Raw genomic sequence first — 15,979 nt, forward strand, 5'->3', positions numbered from 1 at the left:
AATTTAATGATTCATTAAAAACATATATATGGCAAAAAAAATACTTTTTTTCTTCTTACTTGTAACAATATCTAGTTTTTCTCAACAAAAATCTATAGACAAATTAGTTGCATCTCCTAATCCTTTTGTTAACAACACAACTATTTTTGTTAACTCGACAAGCAAGCAAGCAGTTATTTTAACTGTTCGTAACATACTTGGTAAAACAGTATATTCGAAACAAATTGACGTTATTAATGGACGTAATTCAATTCTTTTTAATCGTAATGATTTAAAATCAGGAATGTATATTTACGCTATTCAAAGTAATAAAGAAATTATTTCTAAACGATTTGTAATTAGATAAATGAGTTTAAAGTTAACTATTTTAGGTTGTCACTCGGCTACTCCGAGAGTAAATGCGCATCCTACATCTCAATATTTAGAAATTAATAATAGTCACTTTTTAATTGACTGCGGAGAAGGTACTCAAACACAACTGAGAAAATATAAAATTGGTTTTTCTAAGATAAATCATATTTTTATTTCTCATTTACATGGTGATCATTTTTTTGGATTAATAGGTCTTATTTCAACATTTGGAATTTTAAATCGAGAAAAAGACTTACATATTTATGGCCCAAAAGGAATTAAAGAAATTACCGTACTTCAATTAAAACTAACTAAATCTTGGACAAAGTATAACCTCTTTTTTCATGAATTAGAATCGAAAGAAAGTGAATTAATTTTTGAAGATGATAAAGTTACCGTACATACTATTCCTTTAAATCATAGGGTTTATACAAACGGATTCTTATTTAAAGAAAAGCATAAAGCAAGAAAATTACACATTGGTAATGTTCAACAATACGATGAAATAGATACCTGCGATTATCATAATATTAAAGCAGGTAAAGATTTCATACTATCTACAGGTGAAATTGTTCCAAATTCAGAATTAACAATTGCTCCTCCAAAAGCAAAAAGTTATGCTTTTTGTAGTGATACTGCTTATAAACCAGATATTGTACCTATTATTAAAGGTGTCGATTTGTTATATCATGAAGCTACCTTCTTAAAAGATAGAGAGGATTTATGCGATAAAACAAAGCATTCAACTGCTGAACAAGCAGCCGATATAGCCAATCAAGCAATGGTAAATAAATTGATTATCGGACACTACTCTAGTCGCTATTCAAATATTCAGGAGTTCAAAAAAGAAGCTCAAACTATTTTTGAAAATGTAGAATTAGCAGAAGCAGGAAAACAATATAGCACAAGTAATAACCCAATCAATATTAATAATTAATATTGATTGGTCGATAATAAAACTAACGTACAAGCGATCTCATACTTAATATCATTTTCAGATAAAAGAGTATAAAAATCTTCATTTTCGGTACCTGGATTAAAAATTACGCGCTCAGGTTTCAAAGCTATTATATAACTATAATACTCTTTTTGACGTTCTGAATTTAAATATAATGTAATTGTATTGATATCGTTAAACGATACTTTTTCTGTAGCTACAACTACACCAAATATACTACCGCTTCGTAAACCGATAGCAACTACCTCAACACTTTTATCTATCAATCTTTTAATTGCAATATTTGAATATCTTGTAGGATTTAAAGAGGCTCCTATAACCAATGTTTTTTTCTTCATAATGAGGGACTTGTATAATGTTTAGTGAATTTTTAATTTTTCAATTGTATAATCTATTTGTAATTCCATCATTTCAATAAAATTAATGAATCCAGTAGAGTCTTGATTGATTAATATCTTATCAGACTTAAGTTTTATCTCTAAATATTTAAATGAACTAAAAAACTTAACATTAATCAATTCACTCCATTTAAATGTTCTTTTTGTTCCTTTCCAATTTGTAGTAATAATTCTTAATTCATCAAATTCTATACTGTAATTATAATAAAAAATTACTGTAAATATTCCAGGGATTAAAAAAAAACAAATTAAGATAGGTCCAATTATCTTTATCTCTTCATTCCAATTTAAAATTATAAAATTCATTAAAATAACACCAATAATGATGAATAAAAACCCTAGAACTTTATAAACTAAATTAGCTTTAAGTAAATATCGACCATTAATTTGTTTTTTTTGTCTTTCATTTGATTTAACTTCAGAATACCAGGTTAGCCCTGCAGTGATGACAGTAGTCAAAATAATTCCAATTATATTAATCATTTTTTATGTTTTATTCTTGAATATCAAATGTTAACAATAAGTTAAATGTAGTTAAAGTCAGTAACAAAAACAAGAAATAACTCGTCTATTAGATATCAAATAACTCAAAAAAAACTCAATGAAAAATTTACTACTACTAATTTTAACAGTATTTAGTGTCAATTTATTTGCTCAAACACCTAAAAAAAACCTCTCAAAAATTGGTATTGTTTCTGGTAAAGTGATTGACAAAGTATCAAAAGAAGCATTACCTTACGTAAACATCATAATTAAAAATACTTCTGATAAAATTTTAACTGGTGGAATTACAAATGATGATGGTACTTTTAGTATCAAAAATATATCAGAAGGAAAAAATACAATTGAAATTCAATTTATAGGATACAAAACAGTATCTAAATCAATTACTATTAGCAATAAAAACAAAAAAGTATCTTTAGGTACAATTTCTTTATCCGAAGATAGTACAGCTTTAGATGAAGTCGTAGTTCGTGCAGAAACATCTACTGTAACTCAAAAAATAGACAGAAAAGTAATTAATGTCGGTAAAGATTTAACCTCAGCAGGTGCAACAGCATCAGAGTTACTAAACAATGTACAATCTGTAAGTGTCGATAGTCAATCAGGAGAAATAAGTTTACGTGGAAATTCAAATGTTAGAGTTTTAGTTGACGGAAAACCAACCAATATGAGTACTGCTCAATTATTACAACAAATACCTTCTACATCGATTAAAAGTATTGAATTAATTACCAATCCATCAGCAAAATACAATCCTGAAGGAATGAGTGGAATTATCAATATTATTTTAAATAAAGGTGCTAATAAAGGTTTTAACGGCTCAATTAATACGGGAATTACACAAGGAGAAAACACTCGTTATAATGGTTCTTTAAACATGAATTATAAAACTGGTAAAGTTAATTTTTATACAAACTTAGGATACAACGGAGGTAAACGTCATAATTATGGTGCAATTGTAAGAACAGGTGAAGAGGCTTCATCTCAAAATTTTATTTTTGATAATGATAGAGAATCATATTTAGTAAAACTTGGTGCTGATATCTATATTAATGATAAAAATACTTTATCTTTTTATACCACGCAAAATAGAACGAGTAGTTTTAATGATGGTTCTGTAAAAATATATGACTTAACAAATACGCTTAAACAGAATTCACCTAATACTTCTGATAATGATAACAGTTCAGGAAGTTATAATATGAATTATAAAATTGACTTTAACCAAGAAGGTCATAATTTAGAGTTTGAAGCAACTTATTCTGATTCAGAAAATGATGAAGATGCTACAAATGATGAAACTATTATACTAGCAACTGACCCTGAATATAAATTTTTAAATTACTTTAACACCATTAAGAACAAAGCTAATAACACCTTAATTAATCTTGATTATACAAAGCCAATATCAAAAAATGGTAAATTAGAAGTTGGTTTAGAATACAGAGCAAATGAAACCAAGAATAACAACAATACAGATCAAGATGGTTATAAAGTAGATACTAATGGTAATTTAGTGCTTGACGCTAGTGATACACCTATTATAGAGGCTATCGGAAAATCAGCATTTACTTATAATAGAGATATTTTTTCTGGTTATGTTAACTACGGACACAAGTTTAACAAATTAACCATGCAATTAGGTGCTCGTATTGAACAATACGACGTAAAAGGAAGTTTTACCAATAAAAATGAAACCAAACCTTATACTGATAATATTTTTAGTATTTATCCTTCTGCTTTTTTCACTTTTAATCCATCAGAAAAAAATCAGTATCAATTAAGTTATAGTCGCAGAGTTGATAGACCTTCTATTAGTCAAGTAAATCCGATTAGAGAATGGAGTACTCCTTTAATTACTTCTGTTGGAAACCCTGATTTAAAACCTCAATTTACCAATTCATTTGAATTAAATTATACTCGAAAAATAAAAGGAGGTTCACTTACTTTCGGAACATTTTACAGAAAAGTAACCGACGAAATTTCAACTATTTTATACAAAGATCCTTCGGATAATAACAATACAAAACAAATAAAATCAGATCAGAATTTTGATGGAAATGATAGATATGGTTTTGAAATGTCTAGCAATTACAGAATTACAAAATGGTGGAGTACAAATGCTAGTTTAGATCTTTATTCACAAAAATTAAAAGGACTTGTTAGTAATGTTGAAAAAGAAGTAGAAAACACTGCTTTTAATGCTCGACTAAGTAATAGTTTTAGTGCTTCTAAGAAATTGAAATTTCAATTATTCGCTATGTATCGAGGTGCTAACAAAAATTTACAGTTTAATATTGATCCAATGTGGATGATAAATACAGGCGCTAGTTATAAAATTTTAAAAGGAAAAGGAAGTCTTTCATTTAAAGTAAATGATGTTTTTAAAGGCATGAAATTTCGTTTTAATTCAACAGATCCATATACACAAACAGGACAATTTAACTGGGAAAGTAGAACTGCTTACTTAGGTTTTAATTATCGATTTGGTGGAGGAAAAAACAAAGCTAAACGAAGAAGAAACAGAGATAATAACGAAAAACAAGGCGGTGGTTTTATGTAAAATTATTGTTTTTTTAAAAATCAAAAATCCGAAGTTAATTAAAACTTCGGATTTTTTTTGATATATTTTTTTTTGAAGCTATTTCCCGCTTTCCGCACTCGCTTTTTTTATTTTTTCAAAAGAAAAATAAAAAAGAGCTCAAACAATTGCTACAATCGGGGCTAAAAAACTACCAACGAATAATAACAGACCCCCAAGTGAATCCACTACCAAAAGCAGCTAAAACGACTAAATCATTGTCTTTAATTTTTCCTTTTTCCCAAGCTTCGGTTAAAGCAATAATTACAGAAGCCGCTGTAGTATTTCCATATTTCATGATGTTATTATATACTTTATCATCAGAAAGTTGAAATTTCTTTTGAATAAACTGAGCAATACGTAAATTTGCTTGATGCGGAATTAACATATCAATAGCATCTTTCTGCAAATTGTTAGCTTCTAATCCTTCTATAATTGCTTCAGAAAAACGTGTTACAGCATGTTTAAACACAAATTGTCCGTTCATATAAGGATAGTAAGAAATATCTTCAGGATCATTTTTATCTAAAATTTCAGGAACCCAACGACTTGTTGATGGTCCTTCTAAAACCAATTCTTTAGCGTGTTTTCCCTCTGAATGTAAATGAGAAGATAAAATTCCTTTTCCTTCCTCTTCACATCTCGATAAAACAGCAGCTCCTGCCCCATCACCAAAAATTACAGAAACGTTTCTTCCTCTAGTTGATTTATCTAAACCACCAGAATGATTTTCAGCACCAATAACCAAAATATTTTTATACATTCCTGTTTTTATAAATTGGTCGGCAACTGACATCGCATAAATAAAACCCGAACATTGATTACGAACATCTAACGCACCAATTGTAGGCATATCTAACATATTTTGAACTTGTACGCCTCCTCCAGGAAAATACATATCTGGGCTTAACGTTGCAAAAACAATAAAATCAATATCATCTTTTGTTAAACCAGCACGATCAATTGCTATTCTAGAAGCTTTTGCCCCCATAACAGCAGTAGTGTCATCTGTTTTAGGATCTATCCAACGGCGTTCTTCAATACCAGTTCTTTCTTTAATCCATTCATCAGAAGTATCCATAAAAGCAGTTAAATCATTATTTGTAACTACATTTTCTGGCACATAATGTCCTAAGCCTGTTATTTTTGAACTGTACATATTATATTAATTTTTTGATTGTTTTAAAATTTTATCACTTATAAAAATAGTAATTTTTACAATACTATAAAACTGACTAAAAAGATAGCCATTTTAACACAAAAAACGTCATCTTGTCATAAAACTTCTTTTGGTATTTTTTTTGACTAATTACTTATCAGAAAATAATATCAAACAAAATATATAATTATGAGCAAAGGAAGTATTAATGTGTCGGTAGAAAATATATTTCCACTGATTAAAAAATTCTTGTATTCTGATCACGAAATTTTTTTACGTGAGTTAATATCAAACGGAACAGATGCAACTACTAAATTAAAGCACTTAATTTCTATTGGTGAGGCAAATACTGAATTAGGAGATGCTAAAATTGAAATTAGTATTGATAAAGATGCTAAAACAATTACAATTAAAGATCAAGGTTTAGGAATGACTGCTGATGAAGTTGAAAAATACATCAACCAAATTGCATTTTCTGGAGCTGAAGAATTTTTAGATAAATACAAAGACGATAAAAACGAAACTGGTGTAATTGGACACTTTGGTTTAGGTTTTTATTCTGCTTTTATGGTAGCTCATAAAGTAGAATTAATTTCTAAATCTTTTAAAGATGCTCCTGCTGCTCATTGGACTTGTGATGGTTCTCCTGAATTTACTTTAGTTGAGCATGATAAAGCTGACAGAGGGACAGAAATTATTTTACACGTTGCTGATGATTCTTTAGAATTTTTAGAAGAAGCTAAAATTGGTGGTTTATTAAACAAATACAATCGTTTTAATCAAGTGCCAATTAAATTTGGAACTAACAAAATAAACGACCCTGAATTTACTCCTGCAACTACTACAGATGCTGATGGTAAAGAAACTACTGAACCTCACAGACAAATTGAAGTTGATAACATTATCAACAACACAAACCCAGCTTGGACAAAAGCACCTGCTGATTTAAATGATGAAGATTATACTAACTTTTACAAAGAGTTATACCCTACTCAATTTGAAGAATCTTTATTTCACATTCATTTAAATGTTGATTATCCGTTTAACTTAACAGGAATTTTATTCTTCCCTAAGTTAACGCAGAGTTTAGATATGCAAAAGGATAAAATCCAATTATATCAAAACCAAGTTTATGTAACTGATAACGTTGAAGGAATTGTTCCTGACTTTTTACAGATGTTAAAAGGTGTTATCGATTCTCCTGATATTCCTTTAAATGTTTCTCGTTCTGGTTTACAAGCTGACGGAGCTGTAAAGAAAATTTCTGGTTATATTACTAAAAAAGTTGCTGATAAATTAAGTTCTTTATTCAAAAAAGATAGAGCTGATTTTGAGCAAAAATGGAATGATATCAAAGTAATTATCGAATACGGAATGTTATCGGAAGATAAATTTATGGATAAAGCTAAGAAATTTGCTTTATATCCAACTGTTGCAGATACATACTTTACTTTTGATGAATTAGTTGAAAAAACTAAAGATAATCAAACTGATAAAGACGGAAATCACATCGTTTTATATACGTCTAATAAAGAAGCACAACACAGTTATATTCAAGAAGCAAGCGCAAAAGGATACGAAGTTGTTGTTTTAGATTCTCCGATTGTAAGTCACTTAATGCAAAAATTAGAAACTGCTGGAGAAACTAAAGTTCAGTTTGTACGTGTAGATTCTGATTTTATTGACAACTTAATTAAGAAAGACGATGCTGTTATTTCTAAATTAACTGAAGAAGAAGTTGATACTTTAAAACCTGTTATTGAAGGCGTAATTGCTTCACAAACTTATACTGTTCAATTAGAAGCTATGGATTCTTCTTCTTCTCCATTTATAATTACAGTACCTGAGTTTATGCGTAGAATGAAAGAAATGCAAGCTTCTGGTGGTGGAGGTGGAATGATGGGAATGGGTAATTTACCTGAAATGTATAACTTAGTTGTAAATACAAATTCTCCATTAGTTTCTGAAATTTTAAATGCTGATGAAGACAAAAAAGCTGGATTAATTACTCAAGCTTTTGATTTAGCTAAATTATCTCAAAACTTATTACATGGTGAGGCTTTAACTAATTTCATCAAACGTTCTTACGAACTTATTAAGTAATATTTTTTTACTTTTAAATATATTAAAAACCTCTTTGTGTTATGCAAAGAGGTTTTTTAGTTTATCAAAAAAATTATATTTTATTATGAAATACTTTGTTTATCAAAAAGGAATTTTAAAACTAATAAATAAAAAGTGAAAATTGAAGTAGTTAAAGCTCCTACAACAAATAAAAACTCTGTTTCAGAAAGTTTAAAACCAAAAAATCCAAAACCTTTTAAAAGAATTACAATAGCTATAAATATTGCCCAAACTGAAGAAAATATAAAAGCTAATTTTGCATTTTTTTCTCTTAAAAAACGCTCAGAAGTTTTATCTAATTTTTTTATAATATGTTCTTCATGCTGTATATGCTCTTGAATACTCTGAATTTCACCTATAAAAAGAGATGCATCTTCCTTGGTTGATTTAGAATCTACATTTGCATCAATATCTTCAATAGGCTTTGATTTGAAAAACTTATTTGCTTTTTCTCCAATATTATCCATTTACTTTATTTTGATAGTATTCCTTTATCAATCCATCATTTATTTTGGTAAATACCTGACCGTTAAATGTTTTATCCCAAGGAGTATTTTTTTCGTGTGTTTTTGATGATAATTGACTACCATCAAATTTTTTATATGCATTCCAAACAGCTTCAATAAATTTATCATCATCTTTTGATAAATTATTTTGAGAATACATTTCTATAAAATTAAAATCGTTACTAGAAAAATCAACTCTTTTAATTATATGATATAAATCGGGAATAACAGGACCGTACTTCCAAGCTTCAATAGTATTACTAAAAAGAGGCTTTTCTGAAAAAGCTAAATAATAACCATGAGCAATATATGTAAGTTTTAATAACTTCATCGGAGTCATAGAAATATCTTCTTCCTTAGAAAGATAGACGAATTTCTTAGCTATATCAAAACAGTTATACATTTAATTATATTAAAGTTACCAACAAATCTATGTAGAATTATTGAATAAATAATATTTTTACTTTTAAAAGTATATAAAAGATACCATATACCTTCTAAAAAAAATGATTTACTCATTAGTATTTTACTAATACACTATTAATGTGTAGCTTTGGTATATTCCAACTAAAAAAATACCTGATGAAAAATAAATTTAAGTTAGAAATAAATACCCCATGTTCAGAAAAATTTAATGAATTTAAACCTACAAAATTAGGAGGTTTTTGTAATTCTTGTGATAAAGAAGTAATTGATTTTACAAAAATGACCACACAAGAAATTAGCTATTATTTTAAAAATAATTCTAAAAATACTTGCGGACAGTTTAATAAAAGACAATTAACAACTTATAACGAAAAACCTATCCGAAGAAAAAAATATGGTTTTTTAGTAACTTTCGGACTTGCTGTATTGTCTTTATTTTCTTTTAATACAACTCAAGCACAAGAAAGAAATACGACTATTGATAAAAATAATATCGACCTAAATAATCAAGATTATGATATTCTTGTAAGAGGAGTTGTTTCTGATGAATCAGAACCTTTACCAGGTGCAAGTGTTATTTTAGAAGGAACTGACATTGGAACAGAAACAGATTTTGATGGGAATTTTACATTTCCGAAATTACTAAAAAAAGGAGATGTTTTAATTTTTAGTTTTATAGGAATGGAAATTAAAAAAGTAGTAATTCAAAATAATAAATCTGCTAATTCTATAACTTTAAAAGTTAGTTTAATTGAATATTCTTGTACATTGGTAGGTAAAGTAGCTGTTAAAAAAGTTTATCGTTCTAAAAAAAAATAGAATGAAAAAAAATATCTGCTTATTTTTTATTGTTTACATCAATTTAATAAATGCTCAAATATCAGATTTTAAAAATATTAATTTTACCAAAGCTGATAATATTGCAAAACTAAATCGTAACGAAAACTTAAAAAACTTACCACTACTCTGTTATAAATTAACTCATAAACTAAATACAGATATTGAGAAATTTAGAGCTATTTATACATGGGTTGCTACAAATATTAAAGGAGATGCTAAAACGCATAATAAAGTAAGTAAAATGCGTGAAAAATTTAAAAATGATAGTGTTTCTTTATCCAGCTGGAATAATACTTATAAAAAAATAGTATTTAAAAAATTAGTGAAACATAAAAAAACAATGTGTACTGGTTATGCGTACTTAATTAAAGAAATGGCTACTATTGTAAATATTGAATCTAGAATTATTAATGGTTACGGCAGAACGGTATCTTCTAATATTGATACGCTAGAAAACATAAATCATTCTTGGAACTCGGTTAAACTTAACAACAAATGGTATTTATGTGATGCTACGTGGTCTAGCGGATATATTGACGAAAATAATTCTTTTATTACAGATTATAATACAGGTTACTTTTTAACAGACCCTGTATTATTTTCTAAAAATCATTATCCTTTTCAAAAAAAATGGTTTTTAAGTGCTAAACAAACCGCTTCTAATTTTGTTGAAGCTCCTATTATTTATGGTGAAATTTTTAAACATCAAATAATTTCGTTGTTTCCTGAAAAAATGAAATTAACCGTAAATAAAAAAGAAACGATACTTTTTAAACTAAATTCATTAAAAAATAATTCATCAAAAAAGATTACGCTTATACACTTTTTAGGTAATACTATTAAGAAGCTAAAAATTGATGACCTCAATAAAAATAACCATACAATTACTTTTAAACACAAATTTAAATGGAAAGGTACTTATGATATACATCTAAAAATTGATGATGATATTGTTGCTACCTACATCGTACAAGTTCTCTAGCCCCGATTGAAGCAATTGTTTGAGCTCCTTTTTGTTTTTTTCAAACAAAAAGAGCGAGTGCGGAAAGCGGGAAATTGCTTCAAAAAAAATTATATTTTAATAAATCTACTTACTAAATTATTTATCTGTTCTGAAATTGAGAACTTAATCACTATAAATAAATACACAGGAATAATTATAATACTTTTTAAAATGATGTTAATTAATGGGTCGATTCGAATGCTTTTTATTGAAAATTCAGGTATAGAAAAGTTCCAGAAATAAAAGGCTAAAAACAATACTAAAATGATTAAAGTCATTTGTAATGTTTTTAAGGTATAAGGAAACATTTTTAATTTATTGTTTACAAACCAAAGCTTAAAAGTATTAAAAGTTAACACTGCTAACAAAGTTGCTAAGGCTAATCCTTCTGTTCCCATTCCTATATCGTTATAGAAAAAAATATTTAGGTAAGTAACCATAAATGCCATTCCTAATCCGATAGGCATGGTAATTCTATAAAATTTTGAATTTTGAATAATAGCACCATTATTTCCTAAAGACATCATAAATAATTTTGCTCCCGAAATTAATAAAACGACTAAACCACCGCCAGCATAATTTTTATTAGGCATTATTTTAAATAATTCATCAACATTACAGTTAACCAAAATAAAAAATAAACCTCCAACTAACAATAGATTAATAGCACTTTTATGATACAAACTATTTGTTTCTTTTTTATTATTTTCGTTAATAGCTTTTGATGTTAATGGCTGTAAAATTTGCCCCATCGCCCTACTTGGCGCTTCAATAAAACTTCCTATAAATAATGCTACTCCGTAATATGCAGCAGTTGCAAAACCTTCTTTTCCAGGTATCATTACTTTATCAATATCTAAAACTAATGCACCTGCACTTCCTGCCAAAAGAATATAAAATGAATAACGTAAAACTTCTTTAAAATTATAAGGCAATATGAAACTTAGCTTAGGTGTATACAATTTAAACGCATAAAATAGCATCAAAAAAGTTCGTATTATATAGGCTAATGCCATATAATATAAAAATTCTTGTTTGGTTATGATATCAAAATTCACAGCAAATAATAAAGTCATAATAGCGACTCTGTTATAAAGTTCTTTTAAAATATTCCCAAAAACCGATTGCATTTGTACTTTTGCCCACGAATAAAAGACTTCAAAATACGCGCAACAAACGGCAATTATATAAATATAAATCGTGTAATTTTCGATAATTAAATTACCTTCAACATTACTTTTTGCTATATAACTCATAATTAAATTATGAAAAATATCCCAACAAAAACCAATAGGCAAGGCTACTAATAAGGGTAAAAAAAGTATGGAACTTAAAAAACTATCTTTTTCTTTTTTGGTTTTATAGGCAGAAAAAAACTTAATAATAGTAAATTGAATACCTAATGCCATAACAGGCATTAATAAATTAGACGCTGCAAATACATACGTTGCTAAACCGTAATATTCATCTTTTAAAAAACGAGCATATAAAAATATAGTATTTATCCCACCAATTAAAAATCCTAAATAGATAATTATGGTGTTTTTAAGTGATTGTTTTAATACGATTCCCAATTTATGCGTTTATTAATTTAATGATTGATTGATATATTTTTTCGCCAACATTATTACCGTATAATTCTTCTTTAAAACTCTTTTTTAAATTTAAAAAATCGGTATAAGCAGTCGTTATTTCTTGCGGATTTGTAGCCGTAATTTTAGCATAACCATTGCTTACAAGCTCTGTCCATTCAGTTTCTTCTCTGGCAATAATGCAATATTTTTTATTAAAAAATGCTTCTTTTTGAAGTCCGCCACTATCAGTAACAACTAAAGCACAATTTTTTAAAAGTTCTAGCATATCGAAATAACCAACAGGATCTATAAAAGTGATTTTTGGTTTTAATCCATATAAATCGAGCATTTTTTTTGTCCGAGGATGCAACGGCATTACCACTTTTTTTGTTTTGTTGATTTCTTCTAATCCTAAAAAAACATTGGTGAGTTTTTGTTTATCATCTGTATTTTCTTGCCTGTGAATTGTCGCTAACACAAATTCATTTTTTAGCAATTTTAAATCATCAATAACCGTTGATTTTTCTTCAGAAAAAGCACCGTAAAACTCCACAGCGTCTTTCATAATATCTCCATGTTGCTCAATTTTAATAGCTAAATTATCAAAACCTTCTTGCTTTAAATTATCCACAGCAACTTGTGTCGGACAACTTAATAAATCGGCAATTCTATCAGTTATAATTCGGTTTATTTCTTCGGGCATTTGCATATTATACGAACGTAAACCCGCCTCGATATGCACTACTTTTATATGTAATTTCTTTGCTGATAAAGCCCCTGCAACCGTAGAATTTGTATCGCCATAAACCACAATTGCATCTGGTTTTTCAGCGATTAAAATTTCTTCAATTTTTTCGAGCATCTGCCCCGTCATTGCGCCATGATTTAAACCATTGATGTTTAAATTATATTTTGGCTTCGGAATTTGCATTTCATCAAAAAAAACAGCGCTCATATTAGCATCAAAATGTTGCCCTGTATGCACAATTATTTCTTCAATTTCTTGGTGTTTTTTTATAACTCGGCTTAATACTGCTCCTTTTACAAACTGAGGTCTAGCTCCTAATATAGTGACTATTTTTTTCAAGAATTTACGACTTGTTTAAGTATTACTGATAATTGTTTGGTTAACTCTTTTCTATGATATTGTTCGATATTTTTTGATGAAACTTGCAACCTATTTTCTTTGTAATTTTTATACAAATTTAAAACCGATTTTTTAATTGCTTCTTTATCGTCAAAATCGACAATAATTCCCGAATTGGTGTTTTTTAAGATTTCTGCTAAATCGCCATCTTCAGGACCAATTGCTAAGATAGGTCGTTTTGCTTGTAAATACTCAAAAATTTTACCTGTTATAATTCCCTTAGCACTTGGAACTTTATTTACAGCAAGCAATAAAACTTGTGAATTACGCTGATATTTTTGCACTTCTTTATGTGGAACGTAATTTATTTTTTCAACATTTTTAAATTGATACTTTTCTAAATCAGCAATTACATCATCCGATAATTTACCTATTAGTTTTATCTCTAAATCATTTTTAAAAGCATTATTTTCTTCAGATAATTCAGCTAAAGCCTTCCATAAAATAATCGGATTTCTATCAGAATTCATCAAACCGATATGTGTTATTGAGAATTTCTCATCTAAAACAATATTATTCTTTTCATTTTCTGATGAATCATATCCATTGGTTACTACATGAATATTTTTTGAAAATTTCTTATAATTTTTTTTCATAGTTTCACCAACTACGAGTGTTGCATCAGCATTTTTTAAAACTTGTTGTTCTAATTTATGATGTTTTTTTATTGATTTTTCAGTCAATGGTAACTGATGAAAATAATCAATATCTGTCCACGGGTCACGAAAATCTGCAATCCATTTTATGTTTAATTTTTCCTTTAATTTCAAGCCGATTAAATGCAAACTATGCGGAGGTCCTGTAGTAATAATGGCATCAATATTATTTTCTGATAAATATTTTTCTAAATATTTTACTGATGGTTTAATCCAAAATTTACGAGCATCAGGAATAAAATAATTTGCTCTTATATATTGTAATATTTTTCCAAAAAAAGTTGGATTCGGATTTAAAAAACCTGCACTTGTTTTGGTTTCTTTCTTTTTAAATATTGATAAAAAATCATTTGGTTCATAAATCCCTTTTTTGATAACTTCTAAATTATCAGGTACATCACTTTTTAAAGATGTATCAATAATAGGGTACTTCGCTTCATCAACAGTATATATAACAGGTTCGATATTAAAATCTCGTAAATATTTTACAAATTTTAACCAACGTTGTACACCTGAACCTCCAGCAGGAATCCAATAATAAGTAATAATTAGTACTTTCAAATTATAAATTAGCGTATAAATTAATTAATTCTTCTGATGTTTTATCCCAAGTAAAACGATTATTTACAAACTCTTTTCCGTTAATTGCTAACGTTTTTCTTAAAGAAGTATTATTGTATAATTCGAAAATTTTTGCTGTAAAATCGGCTATATTTTCGGCTTCATGTACCAAACCCGAATTTACACGTTTCACTAAATTTTCTTGAGCTGTTGCGTTACTTACCAATAACGGTATTCCTAAACTCATATATTGAAACAATTTATTTGCGTAGGTTGTATCGTGATGAATATTCCTGTGCAAAGGCGATAAACAAACATCGCTATCAATAATATATTTTTGAAAAGTACTTTCATTTTGCCATCCTTCAAAAATAACTACATCATTTAAAACTAATTTATTTACAATATTTTTAAGTTCTGTACTTACTTTTCCAACAATTACAAATCGTATATTTTTAATACTTTTTTGTAATTCGGGTAAACTTTCTATAACTGTTTTCAAACCTCTTCTTTCGCCTGTATCACCAATATATAATAAATTAAAAGTTGTATCTTTTTTAGATGATGTTTTAATATTTTGATAAAAAGATTTTCGAACCGTATTAGGAACAACTGCAATATTTGTAGCTTTTATTTTAGTTCTGCTTAAAATTTCTTTTTTAGCTTCTTCCGTAACAACAATCAGTTTTGATACTTTATTTATTAATTCGGCTTCTTTACGTTGCCATTTTTTTATTGATATTAAAATATTGGCAGGAAACTTTTTTAAATGCGGATAAAACTTCATTATCTGCGGACGATTTTCATGTAAATCTAACACTACAGGAAGTTGCTTTTTATTCGCTAAAAAGACAGCTTCAGCAACAACCATATCGTGTACATGAATTACATCGATTTTATAAAGCTCTAAAAAATCGGCAATTTTATTCTTCATAAAATAAGAATAAAACGGAATTGTATAGGCTAAAGCCGATAATTTGTATTCTATTTTATTTGATGAATAGCGGACTACCTCAATACCATTTACAAGCTCATTTTTTTTTTGATTTCTGTAAGTTAAGCAAAACAAAAACACTTGATGTCCTTGTTTTAACAACTCAATTGCTTCGTTTTCAACTCTAGGGTCGGGCGGAAATGTTTTGTCTAAAATCATTCCTATCCTCTTACCTATTTTGATGTCTTTTTTCATGT

The 15,979-nt window shown here is 27.9% G+C and carries 15 protein-coding genes; 6 read left to right on the forward strand and 9 right to left on the reverse strand.

Annotation, left to right across the window (positions count from 1 at the left end; genetic code table 11):
- Positions 1–28 precede the first annotated feature (28 nt).
- Positions 29–346 carry a T9SS type A sorting domain-containing protein gene (locus AB0T67_RS04085; RefSeq protein WP_369219258.1) on the forward strand — a complete coding sequence of 106 codons (318 nt, stop codon included), beginning with the start codon at positions 29–31 and terminating at the stop codon, positions 344–346.
- Positions 347–1,288, forward strand: a complete 942-nt coding sequence (locus AB0T67_RS04090; RefSeq protein WP_369219259.1) for a ribonuclease Z — start codon at positions 347–349, stop codon at positions 1,286–1,288.
- Here the strand turns inward: AB0T67_RS04090 and AB0T67_RS04095 are convergent.
- Positions 1,285–1,647 carry a CoA-binding protein gene (locus AB0T67_RS04095; protein WP_271231674.1) on the reverse strand — a complete coding sequence of 121 codons (363 nt, stop codon included), beginning with the start codon at positions 1,645–1,647 and terminating at the stop codon, positions 1,285–1,287. The genes AB0T67_RS04090 and AB0T67_RS04095 overlap by 4 nt on opposite strands.
- Before the next feature lie 21 nt (positions 1,648–1,668).
- Positions 1,669–2,190 (reverse strand): hypothetical protein, encoded by a 522-nt coding sequence (locus tag AB0T67_RS04100; RefSeq protein WP_369219260.1) that lies wholly within the window; start codon positions 2,188–2,190, stop codon positions 1,669–1,671.
- A gap of 118 nt (positions 2,191–2,308) precedes the next feature.
- On the opposite strand from AB0T67_RS04100, the gene AB0T67_RS04105 reads away from it, so the two are divergent.
- Positions 2,309–4,774 (forward strand): TonB-dependent receptor domain-containing protein, encoded by a 2,466-nt coding sequence (locus AB0T67_RS04105; protein ID WP_369219261.1) that lies wholly within the window; start codon positions 2,309–2,311, stop codon positions 4,772–4,774.
- Positions 4,775–4,943: 169 nt separating this feature from the next.
- Here AB0T67_RS04105 and AB0T67_RS04110 read toward each other — a convergent pair whose 3' ends face one another.
- The gene (locus tag AB0T67_RS04110; RefSeq protein ID WP_271231672.1) at positions 4,944–5,951 is read right to left on the reverse strand and encodes a 3-oxoacyl-ACP synthase III family protein; all 1,008 of its coding nucleotides are present in this window, start codon (positions 5,949–5,951) and stop codon (positions 4,944–4,946) included.
- 189 nt (positions 5,952–6,140) lie between these two features.
- Between AB0T67_RS04110 and htpG the strand changes: the two genes are divergently transcribed.
- On the forward strand, positions 6,141–8,054 hold the full coding sequence (gene htpG, locus AB0T67_RS04115; protein ID WP_369219262.1) for a molecular chaperone HtpG: 1,914 nt from the start codon (positions 6,141–6,143) through the stop codon (positions 8,052–8,054).
- An 83-nt stretch (positions 8,055–8,137) separates the two neighbouring features.
- Here htpG and AB0T67_RS04120 read toward each other — a convergent pair whose 3' ends face one another.
- The gene (locus AB0T67_RS04120) at positions 8,138–8,542 is read right to left on the reverse strand and encodes a hypothetical protein (protein ID WP_271231668.1); all 405 of its coding nucleotides are present in this window, start codon (positions 8,540–8,542) and stop codon (positions 8,138–8,140) included.
- Positions 8,535–8,984: a Panacea domain-containing protein gene (locus AB0T67_RS04125; protein WP_369219263.1), complete on the reverse strand. Its 450-nt coding sequence runs from the start codon at positions 8,982–8,984 to the stop codon at positions 8,535–8,537. The genes AB0T67_RS04120 and AB0T67_RS04125 overlap by 8 nt, the downstream gene beginning before the upstream one ends.
- A 179-nt stretch (positions 8,985–9,163) precedes the next feature.
- Here AB0T67_RS04125 and AB0T67_RS04130 point away from each other — a divergent pair, with 179 nt between their 5' ends.
- Both AB0T67_RS04130 and AB0T67_RS04135 read left to right on the forward strand, forming a co-directional pair.
- Positions 9,164–9,826: a carboxypeptidase-like regulatory domain-containing protein gene (locus AB0T67_RS04130; RefSeq protein WP_369219264.1), complete on the forward strand. Its 663-nt coding sequence runs from the start codon at positions 9,164–9,166 to the stop codon at positions 9,824–9,826.
- Between the two features lies 1 nt (position 9,827).
- The gene (locus tag AB0T67_RS04135; protein ID WP_369219265.1) at positions 9,828–10,829 is read left to right on the forward strand and encodes a transglutaminase domain-containing protein; all 1,002 of its coding nucleotides are present in this window, start codon (positions 9,828–9,830) and stop codon (positions 10,827–10,829) included.
- Positions 10,830–10,918: 89 nt separating this feature from the next.
- Here AB0T67_RS04135 and AB0T67_RS04140 read toward each other — a convergent pair whose 3' ends face one another.
- Genes AB0T67_RS04140 through AB0T67_RS04155 form a run of 4 tightly spaced genes read right to left on the reverse strand, consistent with a single transcriptional unit; the run spans position 10,919 to position 15,977 of the window.
- A complete protein-coding gene (locus tag AB0T67_RS04140; RefSeq protein WP_369219266.1) occupies positions 10,919–12,424 on the reverse strand; it encodes a lipopolysaccharide biosynthesis protein in 1,506 nt (501 codons plus the stop codon).
- Position 12,425: 1 nt separating this feature from the next.
- Positions 12,426–13,511 (reverse strand): non-hydrolyzing UDP-N-acetylglucosamine 2-epimerase, encoded by a 1,086-nt coding sequence (gene wecB, locus AB0T67_RS04145; RefSeq protein ID WP_369219267.1) that lies wholly within the window; start codon positions 13,509–13,511, stop codon positions 12,426–12,428.
- Positions 13,508–14,788, reverse strand: coding sequence for a glycosyltransferase family 4 protein (locus AB0T67_RS04150; RefSeq protein WP_369219268.1), 1,281 nt, complete (start codon positions 14,786–14,788; stop codon positions 13,508–13,510). Before AB0T67_RS04150 ends, wecB begins: the two co-directional genes overlap by 4 nt.
- A gap of 1 nt (position 14,789) precedes the next feature.
- The gene (locus tag AB0T67_RS04155) at positions 14,790–15,977 is read right to left on the reverse strand and encodes a glycosyltransferase family 4 protein (RefSeq protein ID WP_369219269.1); all 1,188 of its coding nucleotides are present in this window, start codon (positions 15,975–15,977) and stop codon (positions 14,790–14,792) included.
- Between the last annotated feature and the right edge of the window lie 2 nt (positions 15,978–15,979).

Origin of the sequence: Tenacibaculum salmonis, assembly GCF_041053065.1 — a bacterium.
Lineage (GTDB): Bacteria > Bacteroidota > Bacteroidia > Flavobacteriales > Flavobacteriaceae > Polaribacter > Polaribacter pacificus_A.

Bases quoted from the DNA above. Each gene is read 5' to 3' on its own strand.
- AB0T67_RS04110 (WP_271231672.1), bottom strand. From the start codon at position 5,951: ATGTACAGTTCAAAAATAACAGGCTTAGGACATTATGTGCCAGAAAAT.
- AB0T67_RS04135 (WP_369219265.1), top strand. From the start codon at position 9,828: ATGAAAAAAAATATCTGCTTATTTTTTATTGTTTACATCAATTTAATA.
- AB0T67_RS04100 (WP_369219260.1), bottom strand. From the start codon at position 2,190: ATGATTAATATAATTGGAATTATTTTGACTACTGTCATCACTGCAGGG.
- AB0T67_RS04105 (WP_369219261.1), top strand. From the start codon at position 2,309: ATGAAAAATTTACTACTACTAATTTTAACAGTATTTAGTGTCAATTTA.
- AB0T67_RS04090 (WP_369219259.1), top strand. From the start codon at position 347: ATGAGTTTAAAGTTAACTATTTTAGGTTGTCACTCGGCTACTCCGAGA.
- AB0T67_RS04095 (WP_271231674.1), bottom strand. From the start codon at position 1,647: ATGAAGAAAAAAACATTGGTTATAGGAGCCTCTTTAAATCCTACAAGA.
- AB0T67_RS04155 (WP_369219269.1), bottom strand. From the start codon at position 15,977: ATGAAAAAAGACATCAAAATAGGTAAGAGGATAGGAATGATTTTAGAC.
- AB0T67_RS04125 (WP_369219263.1), bottom strand. From the start codon at position 8,984: ATGTATAACTGTTTTGATATAGCTAAGAAATTCGTCTATCTTTCTAAG.
- htpG (WP_369219262.1), top strand. From the start codon at position 6,141: ATGAGCAAAGGAAGTATTAATGTGTCGGTAGAAAATATATTTCCACTG.
- AB0T67_RS04120 (WP_271231668.1), bottom strand. From the start codon at position 8,542: ATGGATAATATTGGAGAAAAAGCAAATAAGTTTTTCAAATCAAAGCCT.
- AB0T67_RS04130 (WP_369219264.1), top strand. From the start codon at position 9,164: ATGAAAAATAAATTTAAGTTAGAAATAAATACCCCATGTTCAGAAAAA.
- AB0T67_RS04085 (WP_369219258.1), top strand. From the start codon at position 29: ATGGCAAAAAAAATACTTTTTTTCTTCTTACTTGTAACAATATCTAGT.